Genomic DNA, 17,341 nt, shown 5'->3' on the forward strand with positions numbered 1-17,341 from the left:
GCGGTGCATCCAGCGCAAGCCTGGCCTCCTCCACCGCACTGCCGTCTCCCTGCACATCCAGCAGGCCAAACGGCGCCGTGGGCTCATCCACATCGCCGAGCATGGCGCGGAAGAAGTCCTCATGCTCGCTGGTGCTCACGCCCAGCCGGGCCTGGGCCACGAAGCGCCTGAACGGCAAAGGCCTCGGCAACTCCGCCTCGCGGCCCTGGGCCATCAGCGCGATCTCCTCGACGATGCGCTCCAGCGTCGTGTGGTCCAGCACTAGGTGGTGGGTCAGCAGCTGCAGCAGCCAGCGCCCGTTGGGCGCATCCTGCGCCGCCAAGGCGCGGATCATGGGCGCACGGCGCACATCGATGCGCTGCACGCGCGGGTCCAGGCGCTGCTGCAGTGCGGCGGCCACATCGCCTTCGCCCTCGCTTTCACCAGGCTCCAGCCAATCGACCAGCACCTGTGCCTGCCGCCAGACCACCTGCACGGGCTCGGCCAACCCCTCCCACAGCACGGCCGTACGCAGGATGTCGTGGCGTGCGATGACCCGGTTCAGGTGGGCCACAAAGCCCAGCAGCCGCTCGCGCGTGTCGAAGCCCAGCAGCGTGGGCGTGGCGTAGGCGTCGCCCTGCTGGTGCAGGGTGTGGTGGAACAGAATGCCTTCCTGCAGCGGCGCCAGCGGATAGATGTCCTGGATGTTGGCCGCGCCACCGGGCACGGCGGCCTCAACCCGTGCAATCTCCTGCGCGTCCAGTGCCACCAGCGTCAGCATGGCGGGCGTGATGGCCGTGCAGCCTTCGGGGATGCCATTGGGCGGCACCTGCACCTCATGCCGGGGCAGGCCCTGCTCGCGGCGCAGCGCCAGCGCCAGATCCGCCAGCCGGGGGTGCTGGAACAGCGTGCGCACCTGCGTCACCCAGCCCTGGGCGCGCATGCGCTCCAGCAGCTTCAGGGCCAGCAGCGAGTGCCCGCCCAGCTCAAAGAAATGGTCCTGGCGCCCCACGCGCTCCACGCCCAGCACCTCGCTCCAGAGTGCGGCCAGACGCTGCTCGCCGTCGCCCACGGGCGCCTCGTAGTACAGGCTGGCCAGCAGTTCAGGCTCGGGCAAGGCGGCCCTGTCCACCTTGCCGTTGGCATTCAGGGGAAGGCGGTCCAGCGCCATGATGGCGGCCGGCACCATGTAGTCCGGCAGTTCAAGGGCCAGGCGCTCGCGCAGTTCGGCCGCCGTGACCTGCTGCCCTTCATGCGCCGAGACATAGGCTGCCAGGTGCATGCCCGCCGGGCCCTTGCGGGCCACGACCACGGACTCCCGCACCTGGGGCTGGGCCAGCAGCCGGGCCTCGATCTCGCCCAGCTCGATGCGAAAGCCCCGGATCTTCACCTGGTGGTCCAGGCGCCCCAGGTACTCCAGCTGGCCTTCATCGTTCCAGCGCACCAGGTCGCCCGTGCGGTACAGGCGGCCGCCGCCCTGGTCGAACGGGTCGGCGACGAAGCGCTCGGCGCTCAGGCCGGGCCGGCCCAGGTAACCCTGCGCCAGCGCCTGCCCGCCCAGATAGAGTTCGCCGGCCACGCCTGCGGGAACCAGTCCCAGATCCTGGCCCAGCACCAGGGCCTTGGTCGCGCTGACGGGGCGCCCGATGGGGACCGGGCTGCGGCCGTCGTCGCGGCAGGTCCAGTGCGTCACGTGGATGGCGGCCTCGGTCGGGCCGTAGAGGTTTTGCAGGCTGACGCCGTGCAGGCGGCGCAGGGCCTCGCGCTGTGTCTCGGCCGGCATGGCCTCGCCGCCGCAGATCACATAGCGCAGGCGGGTCTCCTCCTCGATGCCTTCATGGGCCAGAAACGCCTGCAGCATGGCCGGCACGAAGTTCAGCGTGGTGATCTGGTGGCGGCGGATCAGCGCGACGATGCGCTCGGGATCGCGGTGGTCGCCGGGCCGGGCCACCACCAGGCGCACGCCCGCCGTCAGCGGCCAGAAGATTTCCCAGGCCGAGACATCGAAGCCGAAGGCCGCCTTGTGCAGCACCGCGTCGGCCCGCGTGAGCCGGTAGTGGTCCTGCATCCAGGCCATGCAATTGGACAGCGCGGCATGCCGGTTGGCCGCCCCCTTGGGCCGGCCGGTGGAGCCCGATGTGTAGATCACATAGGCCAGATGGTCGCCATGGACCGCCACGCCGGGATTGTGGTCAGGCCCCGCGTCCAGGTCCAGGCCGTCGAGCTCGACCACGTTCAGCGCCTGCGCGAACGGCAGGCGCTCGCGTGCCTTGCGCTCGGTCAGCAGCAGGGCAATGCCGCTGTCCTGGGCAATGTAGGCCAGGCGATCCACCGGGTACTCCATGTCCAGCGGCACGTAGGCGCCACCGGCCTTGAGCACCGCCAGCAGTCCCGCCACCATGTCCACCGAGCGCTCCAGCGCAACGCCCACGCGCACATCCGGCCCCACGCCCAGGGCCATCAGCCGGTGGGCCAGCCGGTTGGCACGGGCGTTGAGCCGGGCCGAGGTCAGCGCCTCGTCGCCATGGACCAGGCAGACGGCATCGGGCTGCTCCCGCACGCGGGCCTCGAATTCCCGGTGCACGGGCAGGGCCTCGGGATGGGACTTGCCATTGAGGCTCCACTGCAGCAGCCTGTCCCGTTCATGCGTGGGCAGCACCGCAATCGCGGTCACGGGCTGGCCGGGGTCGCGCGCCAGGGCATCGGCCAGGCCGTCCAGCGCCTCGTGCATGTAGCCGCACATGCTGTGGGCATTCACCGCATCGATCACATGCGCGATCAGCGTGAAGCCCTCGCCCGTGTCGTTGACCGACAGGCCGAACGGGAAGTTGGTGCGCTCGTGGCTTTGCAGTATCTGCACGCCGGTCCAGGCATCGCCAGCGTCCGCGTCCTGCAGCGCCGTGTGCCGGTAGTTGAGCAGGGCCGTGAACAGCGGCGCCCCGCCGGCCAGGCCGCTGCAGGCCTGGGCCATCGACAGGCTGGCATGCTCGTGGTGCAGCAGGTCCGTCAGCGCGGCCTGGGTCTGGCGCAGGGCCTGGGCCACGCAACAACCGGCCAGGCGAACGCGCAGCGGCAGCGTATTGATGAACATGCCCAGCGCGCGGGCCGCGCCCTGCTGCGCCTGCATGCGGCCAAACAGCACGGTGCCGAACACCACGTCGTCCCTGCCACTGGTCCTGGCCAGCACCAGGGCCCAGGCCAGGTGGAACAGCGCGGCGGCGCTGACGCCGTGGCGCCTGGACTGCTGCCGCAACCGGGCGGCAAGGCCGCCGTCAAGCACCTGCCGCACCTCGTTCGTGCGCGCTCCGTCGCCCTGGACATCGAGCAGCCCGAATGGCGCCGTGGGCTCCTGCACATCGCCCAGCATGGTGCGAAAGAACGCCTCATGCCCGGCCGTGCCCTCGCCCGAGCGCGCCTGGGCCACAAACCGGCGGAACGGCAGCGGCCGGGGCAGCGCGCTGGAGCGGCCCTGCTGGATCAGCGCGATCTCACCAATCACCTGCTTGAGCGTGGTGTTGTCGTCCACCATGTGGTGGGCCAGGATCTGCAGCAGCCAGCGCTGGCCCGGCGCGTCGTGCGCTGCCACCAGGTGGATCAGCGGCGCCTTGCGCAGGTCGATGCGGTAGCCCTGTGCGCAGGCGGCCAGCCGGGCCAGCGCGTCCTGCGCGTCCTGCGATGATGCCGCCGTGCCGCCCTCCAGCCAGGACAGCGGCAGGCGGGCCTGCCGGCAGACGACCTGCACGGGCGTCGCCAGGCCCTCCCAGAACACGGCCGTGCGCAGGATGTCATGGCGCGCGACCACCTGGTCAAAGCTCTCGGCAAACCGCTGCAGCCGCTCGCGCGAGTCGAAGCTCAGCGTGTGCGAGGTGACATAGGCATCGCCCTCGGACTGCAGCAGGTGGTGGAACAAAATCCCCTCCTGCAGCGGCGCCAGCGGGTAGATGTCCTGGATGTTGGCTGCGCCACCGGGCACCGCAGCGGCAATGCGTGCAATCTCATCCTCATCCAGCGCCACCAGGGTCAGCATGTCCGGCGTGATCGCCGTGCAGCCTTCGGGGATGCCGTTGGGCGGCACATCGATCTCGCCGGCTACCTGCTCCCCTTGCTCACCCTGCTGCTCCTGCCGCACCGCCTGCGCAAACTCCGCCAGCCTCGGGTGCTGGAACAGCGTGCGCACCTGCACGCGCAGGCCCTGGGCGCGCACGCGCTCCAGCAGGCCCAGGGCGAGCAGCGAATGCCCGCCCAACTCGAAGAAGCCGTCCTGCCGGCCCACGCGATCCACGCCCAGCACCTCGGCCCAGATCTTCGCCAGCGTTTCTTCGAGTTCACCTTGCGGTGCCTCGTATTCCTGCGCACTCGCCATCTCAGGCTCGGGCAGGGCCTTGCGGTCCACCTTGCCGTTGGCCGTCAGCGGCAGGGCATCGAGCACGACGATGGCCGAAGGCACCATGTAATCGGGCAGCACCTCGCCCAGTCGTCCCTTGAGCAGACCCTCTGCGATTTCTGCATTCAGCGACACATAGGCGATCAGTCTGGCGCCGCCCGCCCCCTCCCTGGCCAGCACCACGGCCTCGCGCACTTCAGGCTGGGCCAGCAGTTGCGACTGCACCTCGCCCAGCTCGATGCGGAAGCCCCGGATCTTGACCTGCTGGTCGGCACGGCCCAGGTATTCGAGTTCGCCCTGTGCACTCCAGCGCACCAGGTCGCCCGTGCGATACAGGCGTTCGCCCGTCTCGCTGAACGGGTTGGCAATGAAGCGCTCTGCCGTCAGTCCTTGCCTGTTGAGATAGCCCCGTGCCAAGCCCTCGCCCGCCACATACAACTCTCCCGCCACGCCCTGCGGCAGCAGGTTCAGGCTGCCGTCCAGCACATACAGGCCCAGGTCCGGAATCGCCACGCCCACGGGGCTGCGTCCGCCCTCCAGATCCTTCCGCGTGATCTCCCGGTACGTCACATGCACCGTGGTCTCGGTGATGCCGTACATGTTGACGAGTTGGGGGCTCTGGTCACCGAAGCGGTCGAACCAGGGCCGCAGGCTCTCGGGCTCCAGCGCCTCGCCGCCAAAGATCACCTGGCGAAGGGACAGGCCAGCGCCGCCCTCCTCGTTCCTATCTTCCTGCTCCACGGCGTGGACCAGCTGCCCAAAGGCCGAAGGCGTTTGATTGAGAACCGTTACGCGCTCCGCACGCAGCAAAGCCAGGAAGTCCTGGGGCGAGCGGCTGATCCAGTACGGCACCACCACCAGCCTGCCGCCCGTGCACAGCGCGCCGAAGATCTCCCAGACCGAGAAGTCGAAGGCGTAGGAGTGGAACAGGGTCCAGACATCGTCAGGCCCGAAGCCGAACCAGGCATCGGTGGCATCCAGCAGCCGTGCCACGTTGCGGTGGCTCAGTTGCGCGCCTTTGGGGCGGCCCGTGGAGCCCGAGGTGTAGATCACATAGGCCAGGCTGTCGGCCGAGACTTCAACCTGCGGATCGGTATCGGGTTCGCCCGACAGGTCCAGCATGTCGATCTCCAGCACCTGCAGCGCAGCAGCGCCGGGAATGCGCTCGCGCACCGCCGCCTGCGTCAGCACCAGGGCAATGCCGCTGTCCTCGACCATGTGCGCCAGCCGGTCCGCCGGGTAATCCGGGTCCAGCGGCACATAGGCGCCACCGGCCTTGAGGATGGCCAGCAGGCCGACCACCATCTCCACCGAGCGCTGCATGGCAATGCCCACGCGGGTCTCCGGCCGCACGCCCAGGGCGATGAGGCGGTGGGCCAGGCGGTTGGCCTGGGCGTCGAGTTCGGCGTAGGTCAGTCGCGCGGACTCGCAGGTCAACGCCACCGCATCCGGCCGCTGCTGCGCGCTTGCCGCAAAGCGCTGGTGCAGGCAGGCGGGCTGCGCAGGGTTGAGGGCAGGTCCATTGCCGGTACTGCGGCGCGCACTGCGGTCCAGAAGCTGCGCCTGCTCATCGCCGGGCAGCAGTTGCACCTGGTCCAGCGCGCACTGCGGCGCATGCGCCAGCGCATGCAGCAGCAGCGACAGATGTGCGCCCATGCGCTGCACCGTGGCCGGCTCGAAGCGTTCGCGCGCATAGGCAAAGCCCAGCTGCAGGCTGCCGTTGGCGCGGCGGCTGGCGTGCAGGGTCAGCTCGAACTGGGCGGCCAGGCCGTCCAGCTCCAGCTTCTGGATCTCCAGGCCCGCCAGGCCGGCCGCCTCTTCATGCTGGTAGTTCAGCATCACCTGGAACAGCGAGCTGCCGTCCAGGCTGCGGCGCGGCTGCAGTGCCTCGACCAGTTGCTCGTAGGGCAGGTCCTGGTGGGCCAGGCCCAGGCGGACCCGCTCGGCCAGCTGGGCCAGCAGCTCCTGCAGGCGCATGCGGGGATCGAGCCGGCCACGCATCACCAGCGTGTTGACGAAGAAGCCGACCAGCGGCTCGGCCTCGGGCTGGTTGCGGTTGGCCACGGGCACGCCCACGCGGATATCGGTCTCGGCGGTATAGCGGTGCAGCAGGGCCTGGAACCCGGCCAGCAGCGCCACGAAGAGGGAGGTGCCCTGCTCGCGGGCGCGCTGCTCCAGTTCGGCCACCAGGCTGGCGGGCAGCTCCAGCCGGTGCCAGGCGGCATGCCAGCGGGTCTCGGCGCCCGGCGCGCGGGCATGGTCGGCGGGCAGCTCCAGATGCAGGTCCTGACCCCCGGCCAGTTCGGGCAGCCAGTAGTCCAGCAGGCGCTGCCTTTCCCCGGCCTCCAGCCAGTCGCGCTGCCAGGCGGCGTAGTCGGTGTAGGCAATGGGCAGCGGCGGCAGGCGGGTCGGGCGCTGCTGCACCAGTGCCGCGTACAGGCCGGCGAACTCCTCCAGCAGGATCTGCATGGAGCGGCCGTCGGAGATGATGTGGTGCATCACCACCACCAGCAGGTGCTGGCGGCTGTCCAGGCGGACGGCGGCCACGCGCAGCAGCGGGCCGCGCGTCAGGTCAAAGGGCGTGAGGCACAGGCGCGAGGCTTCGGCCAGGGCCCGGTCGTGGCGCTGTGCGGCAGGCAGGGAGCTGAGGTCGATCAGCGGCAGCTCCAGGGCCAGCTGCGGCACGATGCGCTGCCGCGCCAGGCCGTCGGGGCTTTCCTCGAACACCGTGCGCAGTCCGCCGTGGCGCTCCAGCAGCACGCCGAAGGCCTGCCGCAAGGCCGCCAGATCCAGCTCGCCATGCATCCACGAGGCCTGGGCGATGTGGTAGGCCGAGCTTTGCGGGTCCAGCTTCCACAGGAACCACTGGCGCAGCTGCGCATGGGACAGGGCTTCGGTCTGGTCGGACGATGGTGCGCGCACCGGGATGGGGAAATGCGAGAGATCCAGTCCCTCGGCCCGGATCTTTTGCAATGCCAGCGTGCGCTGGGCAGGGGTCAGGCTTGCAAAGCGCTCGGCGATTTGGCGCAGGCGGCCACGGTCCATCAGATATCTCCCAGAGTTTCGAGAAAGGAATCCAGCGCATCGAGCGCCTGCGCATCCGCGCCTGTCGTGCCTGTTGCACCCGCAGCATCCGCGCTGCCATGGGCCGGCAGGCGCACCAGGCCCGCCATGTCCTGCAGCACCGGGGTGCGGAAAATGTCCTGGGCGGTCAGCCCCGCTGCGCCTGCTCCCTGCAGCCGCGCCAGCAGTTGCACCACCTTGAGCGAGTGCCCGCCGCGCTCGAAGAAGCTGTCGCGGCGGTCCACACGGCCACCGCCCAGCAGCTCGGACCAGAGCCCGGCCAGCATTTCCTCGGCCTGCCCCGAGGGCGCCTCGTAGGACTGGCCGGCCGGCGCCTGCGCCGCAGGCAGCGCGGCACGGTCCACCTTGCCGCTGTTGTTCAGCGGCAGCGTGTCCAGCACCACGATGGCGGACGGCAGCATGTAGTCGGGCAGGCCGCTGGCCAGTCTTGCGCGCAGTGCTGCAGCGTCCAGGGGCGGACCTGCATGCAGTGATGCATGCAGCGGTGCATGTAGCGATGCATGTAGAGATACGTGCGCCACAAGGCGCGTATCACTGCCGCCCCCCGCTGCCGTGACCACGGCCTCGCGCACCTCGGGCTGGGCCAGCAGTGCGGCCTCCACCTCGCCCAACTCGATGCGGTGGCCGCGGATCTTGACCTGGTGGTCCAGCCGGCCCAGGTATTCCAGCGCGCCATCGGCATTGCGGCGCACCAGGTCGCCCGTGCGGTACAGGCGTTCGCCAGCCGCGCCCGGTCCCGCGAAAGGATCGGCCACAAAACGCTCTGCGCTCAGGCCCGGCCGCTGCCAGTAGCCGCGCGCCAGGCCCTGGCCGCCAATGAACAGCTCCCCGGCCACGCCTTGCGGCACGCAGCGCAGTCCTTCGTCAAGCACCAGCAGCCGGGTGGCCGCGATGGCCTGGCCCAGCGTGGCGGCATCGCCCTGCACCTGCTGCAGGCTGGACCAGATCGTGGTCTCGGTCGGGCCGTAGAGGTTCCAGAGGTCCACGCCCGCCGCGCGCAGCAGGGCAATCAGGTCCGGCGCAAGCGCCTCGCCGCCGCACAGCGCCTTCAGGGGCCGTGCCGCCTTCCAGCCACCGGCCAGCAGCAGGCGCCAGCCCGAGGGCGTGGCCTGCATCACGCTGGCGCGGCTGCACTCCAGCAGCGCCGCCAGCGCAGCCGCGTCGCGCACCTGTTCGCGCCCGGCCACCACCAGCTGCGCGCCCACGGCCAGGGGCAGGAAGATCTCCAGGCCCGCAATGTCGAAGGACACGGAGGTCGTGGCCAGCAACACGTCCTGCGCCTGCAGGCCCGGCTGTGCCGCCATGGACTGCAGGAAGTTGGAGAAGGCCGCATGCCGCACCACCACGCCCTTGGGCCGCCCGGTGGAGCCCGAGGTGTAGATCACATAGGCCGCCTGGTCGCCATGCACCTCGACGCGGGGCGCGCGTTCCGTGCCTGCCTGCGGCCCTGACTCCCTTGCCTCCAGTACCTCCAGCGCCTCCAGTTCCAGCACCTTCGGCACGCTGGCGGCGAGCACGGCCAGCCGGCCCGGCGCCAGGCCCGAGGCCAGCACCAGGCAGGCCCCGCTGTCCTGCAGCATGTACTGCATGCGCTCATCGGGCAGGGCCGGATCGACGGGCACGTAGGCGGCGCCCGCCTTGAGGATGGCCAGCAGGCCGGCCACCATGGCGGCCCCGCGCTCGGCCACCAGGCCCACGCGCTGCCCGGGCCGCAGCCCCTGGGCGATCAGGGCCTGCGCCAGGCGGCTGGCCCGCCGGTCCAGATCGCCGTAGCTGAACACCTGCCCGTCCGCGGCCAGGGCCGGGGCCTGGGGCCGCTGCCTTGCCTGCGCCTCGAACATGCGGTGCACCGGCAAGGCCTGGGGCCAGGACCGGGGGTTGCAGGCCTGCGCCAGCAGCGCCTGGCGCTCGGCCGGGGGCACCACGTCCAGCGTGCGCAGGTCGCGGCCGGGCTGCTGCTGCAGCGCCTGCACCAGCGCCTGCAGGGCCTGCTGCATGTAGGCGCAGACGCGTCCGGCTCCCACGCTGCGCACCACCTGGGCGACGAGCACAAAGCCCTGGCCGTCGTCATCCACGGCCATGCCCACGGGATAGTTGCTGCGCTCGGGGCGGCCCAGCACCTGCACGCCGGCCCGGGCCAGCTCTTGCGCAGACCCCTCTGCCGCGCCATGCCGGTAGTTCAGCAATGCGCCGAACAGCGGCGTTCCCGCAGGCAGGCCGCTGCAGCGCTGGGCCAGCGACAGGCTGGCATGCTCGTGCTGCAGCAGGGCCGCAAGCGCCGCTGCCGTGCTGCGCAGGCCCTGGAGCACGCTGCCTTCGCCCAGCGGCAGGCGCAGCGGCAAGGTGTTGATGAACATGCCCAGCGCCTGCTGCGCACCGGCGCCGCCGTCCATGCGTCCCATCAGCACGGTGCCGAAGACCGGCTCCTGCCTGCCGCTGGTGCGGGCCAGCACCAGCGCCCAGGCCAGGTGGCAGAGCGCGGCGGGGCTGACCCCGTGCGCACGCGCCTGGCTGCGCATGCCCTGGGTCAGTGGGGCGTCCAACCGCACGCGGGCTTCCTCCATGCCACGGCCATCGCCTTGCACATCCAGCAGGCCGAAGGCGGCCGTGGGCTCCTGCACATCGGCCAGCATGCGGCGGAAGAACCGCTCGTGCACCTCGGCCGCCACGCCCTGGCGCGCCTGCGCCACAAAGCGCCGGAAGGGCACGGGCACCGGCAGCTCGGCCGCACGGCCCTGCTGAAGCCGCAGCACCTCCTGCAGCAGCAGGTCCAGCGTGATGCGGTCCATCACCAGGTGGTGACTCAGCAGCTGCAGCAGCCAGCGGCCTTGCCCGGCATCGTACGCGGCCCGCGCCCCTATCATCGGCGCCTGCCGCACGTCCAGGCGCAGGTCGTGGCTGCGCAGTTGCTCCAGCATCTGCGGCACCAGTGCCTCATGTGCCTCATCCGCATCAGGCCACTGCAGCTGCAGCGGTGCCTGGCGCAGCACCACCTGCACCGGCTCGGACAGCCCCTCCCAGAGCACGGCCGTGCGCAGGATGTCATGGCGCGCAATCACCTGGTTGAGGCTGTGCACGAAGGATTGCAGTTGCTCGCGCGTCCCGAAGCTCAGCAGGTTGGGCGAGACGAACACATCGCCCCCGGACTGCAGCAGGTGGTGGAACAAAATTCCCTCCTGCAACGGCGCCAGCGGGTAGATGTCCTGGATATTGGCTGCGCCGCCGGGCACCGCCTGCGCAATGCGTGCGATCTCATCCTCATCCAGCGCCACCAGGGTCAGCATGTCCGGCGTGATCGCCGTGCAGCCTTCGGGGATGCCGTTGGGCGGCACATCGATCTCGCCGGCTACCTGCTCCCCTTGCTCACCCTGCTGCGCCTGCCGCACCGCCTGCGCAAACTCCGCCAGCCTCGGGTGCTGGAACAGCGTGCGCACCTGCACGCGCAGGCCCTGGGCGCGCACGCGCTCCAGCAGGCCCAGGGCGAGCAGCGAATGCCCGCCCAGCTCGAAGAAGCCGTCCTGCCGGCCCACGCGCTCCACGCCCAGCACCTCGGCCCAGATCTTCGCCAGCGTTTCTTCGAGTTCACCTTGCGGTGCCTCGTATTCCTGCGCACTCGCCATCTCCGGCTCGGGCAGCGCCTTGCGGTCCACCTTGCCGTTGGCGGTCAGCGGCAGGGCATCGAGCACGACGATGGCCGAAGGCACCATGTAGTCGGGCAGTACCTTGCCCAGCCGGTCCTTTAGCCAACCGTCTTCGGCTGGCGAATTCAGCGAGACATAGGCCACCAATCGCGCCCCGCCTGCGCTTTCCTTGGCCAGCACCACCGCCTCACGCACTTCAGGCTGGGCCAGCAGTTGCGACTGCACCTCGCCCAGTTCGATGCGGAAGCCCCGGATCTTGACCTGCTGGTCGGCACGGCCCAGGTATTCGAGTTCGCCCTGTGCACTCCAGCGCACCAGGTCGCCCGTGCGATACAGGCGTTCGCCCGTCTCGCTGAACGGGTTGGCAATGAAGCGCTCTGCCGTCAGTCCTTGCCTGTTGAGATAGCCCCGTGCCAAGCCCTCGCCCGCCACGTACAACTCTCCCGCCACGCCCTGCGGCAGCAGGTTCAGGCTGCCGTCCAGCACATACAGGCCCAGGTCCGGAATCGCCACGCCCACGGGGCTGCGTCCGCCCTCCAGATCCTTCCGCGTGATCTCCCGGTACGTCACATGCACCGTGGTCTCGGTGATGCCGTACATGTTGATGAGTTGGGGACTCTCGTCACCGAAGCGGTCGAACCAGGGCCGCAGGCTCTCGGGCTCCAGCGCCTCGCCGCCGAAGATCACCTGCCGCAGCGCCAAGCCAGCGCCGTTCCCATCTTCCTGCTCCACGGCATGGACCAGCTGTCCGAAGGCCGAGGGCGTTTGATTGAGAACCGTTACGCGCTCGGCACGCAGCAAAGCCAGGAAGTCCTGGGGCGAGCGGCTGACCCAGTACGGCACCACCACCAGCCGGCCGCCCGTGCACAGGGCGCCAAAGATCTCCCAGACCGAGAAGTCGAAGGCGTAGGAGTGGAACAGGGTCCAGACATCGTCAGGCCCGAAGCCGAACCAGGCATCGGTGGCGTCCAGCAGCCGTGCCACGTTGCGGTGGCTCAGTTGTGCGCCCTTGGGGCGGCCCGTGGAGCCCGAGGTGTAGATCACATAGGCCAGGCTGTCCGGATTCACATCAACCTGCGGATCGGTATCGGGTTCGCCCGACAGGTCCAGCATGTCGATCTCCAGCACCTGCAGCGCAGCAGCGCCGGGAATGCGCTCGCGCACCGCAGCCTGCGTCAGCACCAGGGCAATGCCACTGTCCTCGACCATATGCGCCAGACGATCCGCCGGGTAGTCCGGGTCCAGCGGCACATAGGCGCCGCCGGCCTTGAGGATGGCCAGCAGGCCGACCACCATCTGCACCGAGCGCTGCATGGCAATGCCCACGCGTGTCTCCGGGCGCACGCCCAGGGCGATCAGACGGCGGGCCAGGCGGTTGGCCCGGGCGTCGAGTTCGGCGTAGCCGAGAACGTGGTGCTCGAAGGACAGCGCCTGCGCCCCGGCTCGCGCCAATGCCTGGCTGGCGAAGCGGCCGTGCAGCGTCTGCGCTGCGGCCGGCCGGTCGGCAGGCAGGCCGGCGACGCGGCCCCATGCCTGCTGCCTGTGCAGTTCGGCCGCGCCCAGCAAGGCGACCTCGCCCACCTTACGGGCCGGATCATCGGCCAGCGCCTGCAGCATGGCCACATAGTGGCCGGCCAGCGCGCCGATGGTGGCGGCCTCGAACAATTCGCGGGCATAGGTCAGGCGCAGATGCAGGCAGCCCTGCGCATCCTCGGTGGTGTCCACGGTCAGCTCGAACTGGGCGCCCTGGCCCTGCAGCGCATATTCCTGCAGCTCCAGCCCAGGCAGTTGCTGCAGCGCGCTGCGGTCCTGGCGCTGGTGGTTGAACAGCACCTGGAACAGCGGCTGGGTGCCGGCGTTGCGTTCGGGCTGCAGCGCCTCGACCAGTTGCTCGAAGGGCAGGTCCTGGTGGGCCTGCGCGCCCTGGGCGGCCTGCCGGGCCTGGTCCAGCAGCTGCGCCAGGCCCATGCGCCCGTCCAGCGTGGCGCGCAGAACCTGGGTGTTCACGAAAAAGCCCACCGTGCCCTGCGTTTCCACCCGGTGGCGGTTGGCAATGGGCACGCCCACGCGAATGTCTTCCTGGCCCGTGTAGCGGTGCAGCACGGCCTGCAGGCCGGCCAGCAGCAGCACGAACAGCGTTGCGTCCTGCGCCTGAGCGCGGCGGCGCAGGCTGCCGACCAGATCGGCCGGCAGCTGCAGACCATGGCTGGCGGCCACAGGGTCCGCGCCGGGCCGGCGTGGGTGGTCCGTGGGCAGTTGCAGCACGGGATGCGTGTCGCCCAGCTGGGCGCGCCAGTAGGCAAGTTGCCGCTGCCGCTCGCCAGCCTCCAGCCACTGGCGCTGCCAGGCCGCGTAGTCGGCGTACTGCATCGGCAGGGGTGCGGCCTGCGGCACCTGTCCCTGGCACCGTGCGCGGTACTGCTGCACGAATTCATCCACGATGATCTGCATGGACCAGCCGTCGGAGACGATGTGGTGCATGGCCACGACCAGCAGATGCGCCTCGGCCGACTCCCGGATCAGGCGCACGCGCAGCAGCGGCCCGGCCTGCAGGTCGAAGGGCTGGCGGTGCACGGCAGCCGCCGCCTGTTCCAGTTGTTCCTGACGCTGCGCAGCGGGGAGTTCGGACAGATCCGTTTGCTCGACCCGCACACTGCCCTGTGCGGCGATCACCTGCACCACCTGCCCGTCCCCGCCCATGCGGAACACCGTGCGCAGCGACTCGTGGCGCGCCACCAGCGCGTCGAAGCTTTGCTGCAGCGCCAGCACATCGAGCGTGCCCAGCAGACGCAGCGCGCCGCTGATGTGATAGGCCGTACCGGCCGGCTCCAGCTGCCACAGGAACCACTGGCGCATTTGCGCAAAGGACAGCGGCAGCGGGCCACTGCGGTCGGCCCTGCGCAGGGGCGCCATGCCTTCGGTCTGCGCGGCGCTGGCGACCGGCCCCTCCACCAGCCGTGCCACACCCGCGGGCGTCTTGCCCGTGAACAGCTGCTTGGGCGTGAGCTTGACGCCGCGCTTGCGGGCGCGCGCCACCAGCTTGAGCGCGAGGATGGAGTCCCCGCCCAGCGCAAAGAAGTCGTCATGCCGGCCCGCGCGCTCCAGGCCGAAGAGGTCGGCCCAGACGGCGGCCAGCGCCTGCTCGGCCTCGCATTGGGGCGCCTCGAAAAGATCGGCGGCCGCCTGCTCCGGCACGGGCAGGGCCTTGCGGTCGATCTTGCCGTTGGCCGTCAGGGGCATGCACTCCAGCACGGTGATGCTGGCGGGCACCATGTACTCGGGCAGCGCCTGCGCCAGCGCTGCGACCCACCCCTGCCTGTCGGCGGGCAGGCCGGCCTGGGGCACGGCATAGGCATGCAGCTGCATGCGCCCGTCCCCGCCCCCATCCCCATTCCCGTCCAGCCGCGCCACGACTTCGGCCTGGGCCACGCCGGGCACGGCCTGCAGCGCCAGCGCCACCTCGCGCAGCTCCACGCGGTAGCCGCGCACCTTCACCTGGTCATCCATGCGGCCGAGGAATTGCAGGCTGCCATCGGCCAGCATGGTCACGCGGTCGCCCGTGCGGTACAGGCGCTCGCCCTGCTGGAACGGGCTGGCCACGAAGCGCTCTGCCGTCTGCCCGGGCCGGAGCTGGTAGCCGCGCGCCAGGCCCGGCCCGCCCAGGTACAGCTCGCCGCTGGCGCCCAGGGGCACGGGCTGGAGGTCGGCATCCAGCACCAGGGCGCGGCTATTGGCCAGCGGCCTGCCCACGGGCAGGCTTTCGCCGCCGCGCAGCGCCTCGCCCGCCTCCTGGGTGAGGATGCCCACCGTGGTTTCGGTGGGGCCGTAATGGTTGAGCACGCGGCAGCCGGGCCTGAGCGCGGCAATGCGGTCCACCAGCGGCCAGCGCGTGGCCTCGCCGCCCAGCACCAGGCGGCTGGCAGGCAGCACGTCAGCGGGCATGCCGGCGTTCAGCAGCCCCTGCAGATGGCTGGGCACGATCTTGAGCACGTCCACGCGGTGCTCCGCCATGTAGCGCGCGAAGCCGTCGGGGTCGAAGGCCAGTTCGGGCGCCATCAGATGCAGCGCGCGCCCCGAGCACAGCGTGCCGAACAGCACGGTGTGCCCCAGGTCCGCCGCCACGGTCGAGACCATGGCCATGCTGCGCGCCGCATCGGGCAGGTCCAGCCGCTGCAGCACGGCCTGCACATAGTGGGCCAGCGCGCCGTGGCTGACGACCACGCCCTTGGGCTGCCCGGTCGAGCCCGAGGTGTAGATCACATAGGCGCCCTGTGCGGAATGCGGCGGCGCGGCCGGCGGCGCCTGCCCCGCAATGCACGGGTCCTGGCAGGCATTCGGGTCCAGGCTCAGCACGGGAACGCCCGCGTCCCAGGCGGGCGCCTGCTGGCAGAGCATCAGCACCGCGCCGCTGTCGCGCAGCTGCCAGGCCAGCCGCTGCGCCGGCAGGCCGGGGTCCAGGGGCACATAGGTGCCACCGGCCTTGAGCACGGCAAGCAGGCCCAGCACAAAGGCGCAGCTGCGCTCGGCATGCAGGGCCACGCGCACATCGGCCCCCACGCCGCGCGCCACCAGGGCCCGGGCCAGCTGGTCGGACTGCCGGTCCAGCTGCGCGTAGTCCAGGGCCGAGCCTGCGTCCCTGACCGCCGTGCCATCGGGATGGGCCTGCACGGCGCGCGACCACAGCTGCAGCACGCTGTCGGCGCCAAAGGCCTGCACCGGGCCTGCAGACTCCGACACGCGGCCTGGCAGCGACAGCTCGCCCAGCCTGGGCTGCCTGTCGCTGATTGCGCCGCTGACCTGCCGCGCAAAATCCTGGAATGCGGCGGCCATGTCGCGCACCACGGCCTCGTCGAACAGGGCATCGGCATAGATCAGCACGCAGTCGATGCCGTCCTGCCGGTCGGTGAAGTCCAGGCTCAGGTCGAAATGCGCCTGGCCGCTGGATACGGCCTGCATGGAAATCTCCAGGCCGGCGATGTGGCGCGCGGCCGAGGCATCCTCCTGCTGGGTGCACTTGACCTGGAACAGCGGGTGAACGCCCGGCTGGCGGGCCGGCTGCAGCGCCTCGACCAGCAGGTGGAACGGCAGGTCCTGGTGGGCCTGCGCGCCCAGCACCGCCTCGCGCACCTGCGCCAGCAGCGCGCCGAAGTCCTGCGCGGGATCGATGTGCGTGCGCAGCACCAGCAGGTTCAGGAAGTAGCCGATCAGGCCATGCGTCTCGGCCTTCTGGCGGTTGGCCACGGGCGTGCCCACGCGCAGCTCGCGCGTGCCGCTGAAGCGGTACAGCACCAGCTTGAGCAGGGCCAGCATCACCATGAACAGCGAGGCTCCATGCGCGCGGCCCAGGGCACGCACGCGGGTGGCCAGCGCGGCGGGCAGCGTGAACTCCAGGCGCTGCTCCTGTGCCTCCTGCGCGGCCGCCCTGGCCTGCTTCATCGGCAGGGCCAGGGCCTCGTGCTCGGTGCCCAGCCGGGCGCGCCAGTAGTCCAGCTGCCGCTCGCGCTCACCGGCATCGAACCAGCGGCGCTGCCAGACGGCATAGTCGGCGAACTGCAGGGCCATGGCCGGCAGGCGCGATGGCTGCTGCGTGCGCAGGGCCTCGTACAGGTGGAACAGCTCCTCGACCACGATGCCGTTGGACCAGCCATCGCCCGCAATGTGGTGCAGCGACAGGCCCAGCACATGCTCCTGCGCGCCCAGCCGGCACAGGACGGCGCGCAATGGCGTTTCAGTGTCCAGCGCAAAGGGCTGGCGGGCCAGCAGCAGCACCTGGCGCTGCGCCTCGGCCTGCGGATCGCCGTCCGCCCATGCGCCCAGATCGACATGGCGCAGGGGCACGGGCGCGGCGGGCTGGATGGACTGCCGGGGCTCGCCGTCCTCGCCGGCCGGATAGCAGGTGCGCAGGATCTCGTGGCGCTCTGCCAGGGCCCGCAGCGCCTGCTCCAGCGCCAGCGCATCCAGCGGCCCCTTGAGCGACAGCGATCCCACCATGTTGTAGGCGGGGCTGGCGGGCTCCAGCCGCCAGGTGAGCCAGAGGCTGCGCTGCGCGGGGGACAGGGCAATGGCCAGCGTGCGGTCGCAGCGGGTGATGGTGTGGGCCGTATTGCGGGTGTCGCCGTCCGGCAGGCCACCCGCGCCGGATGCAGCGGATGCAGCGGGTGCACCGGATACGCCCCGGAGCCTCAGGGCCAGTGCGGCACGCTGCGCATCGGACAGGCGGGACTTGCGGGAATCGAGATCGTTCAGGGACATG

Annotated in this window: 2 protein-coding genes; both read right to left on the minus strand. The window is 70.7% G+C overall.

Going from position 1 to position 17,341, the window contains the following annotated elements; all coding sequences use genetic code 11:
• Positions 1–7,408 (minus strand): non-ribosomal peptide synthetase (locus JHD82_RS07385; protein WP_233174656.1); only part of this gene is annotated, 7,408 nt, incomplete at its 3' end.
• Positions 7,408–17,340 carry a non-ribosomal peptide synthetase gene (locus tag JHD82_RS07390; protein ID WP_199135862.1) on the minus strand — a complete coding sequence of 3,311 codons (9,933 nt, stop codon included), beginning with the start codon at positions 17,338–17,340 and terminating at the stop codon, positions 7,408–7,410. The genes JHD82_RS07390 and JHD82_RS07385, both read right to left, overlap by 1 nt.
• Position 17,341 lies beyond the last annotated feature (1 nt).

It is taken from the genome of Delftia sp. ASV31 (genome assembly GCF_016428765.1).
In the GTDB taxonomy this organism is placed as follows: domain Bacteria; phylum Pseudomonadota; class Gammaproteobacteria; order Burkholderiales; family Burkholderiaceae_C; genus Comamonas; species Comamonas acidovorans.

What these genes read in the sequence shown, in the direction of transcription:
- JHD82_RS07390 (WP_199135862.1), bottom strand. Translation starts at nt 17,340, where the DNA reads ATGTCCCTGAACGATCTCGATTCCCGCAAGTCCCGCCTGTCCGATGCG.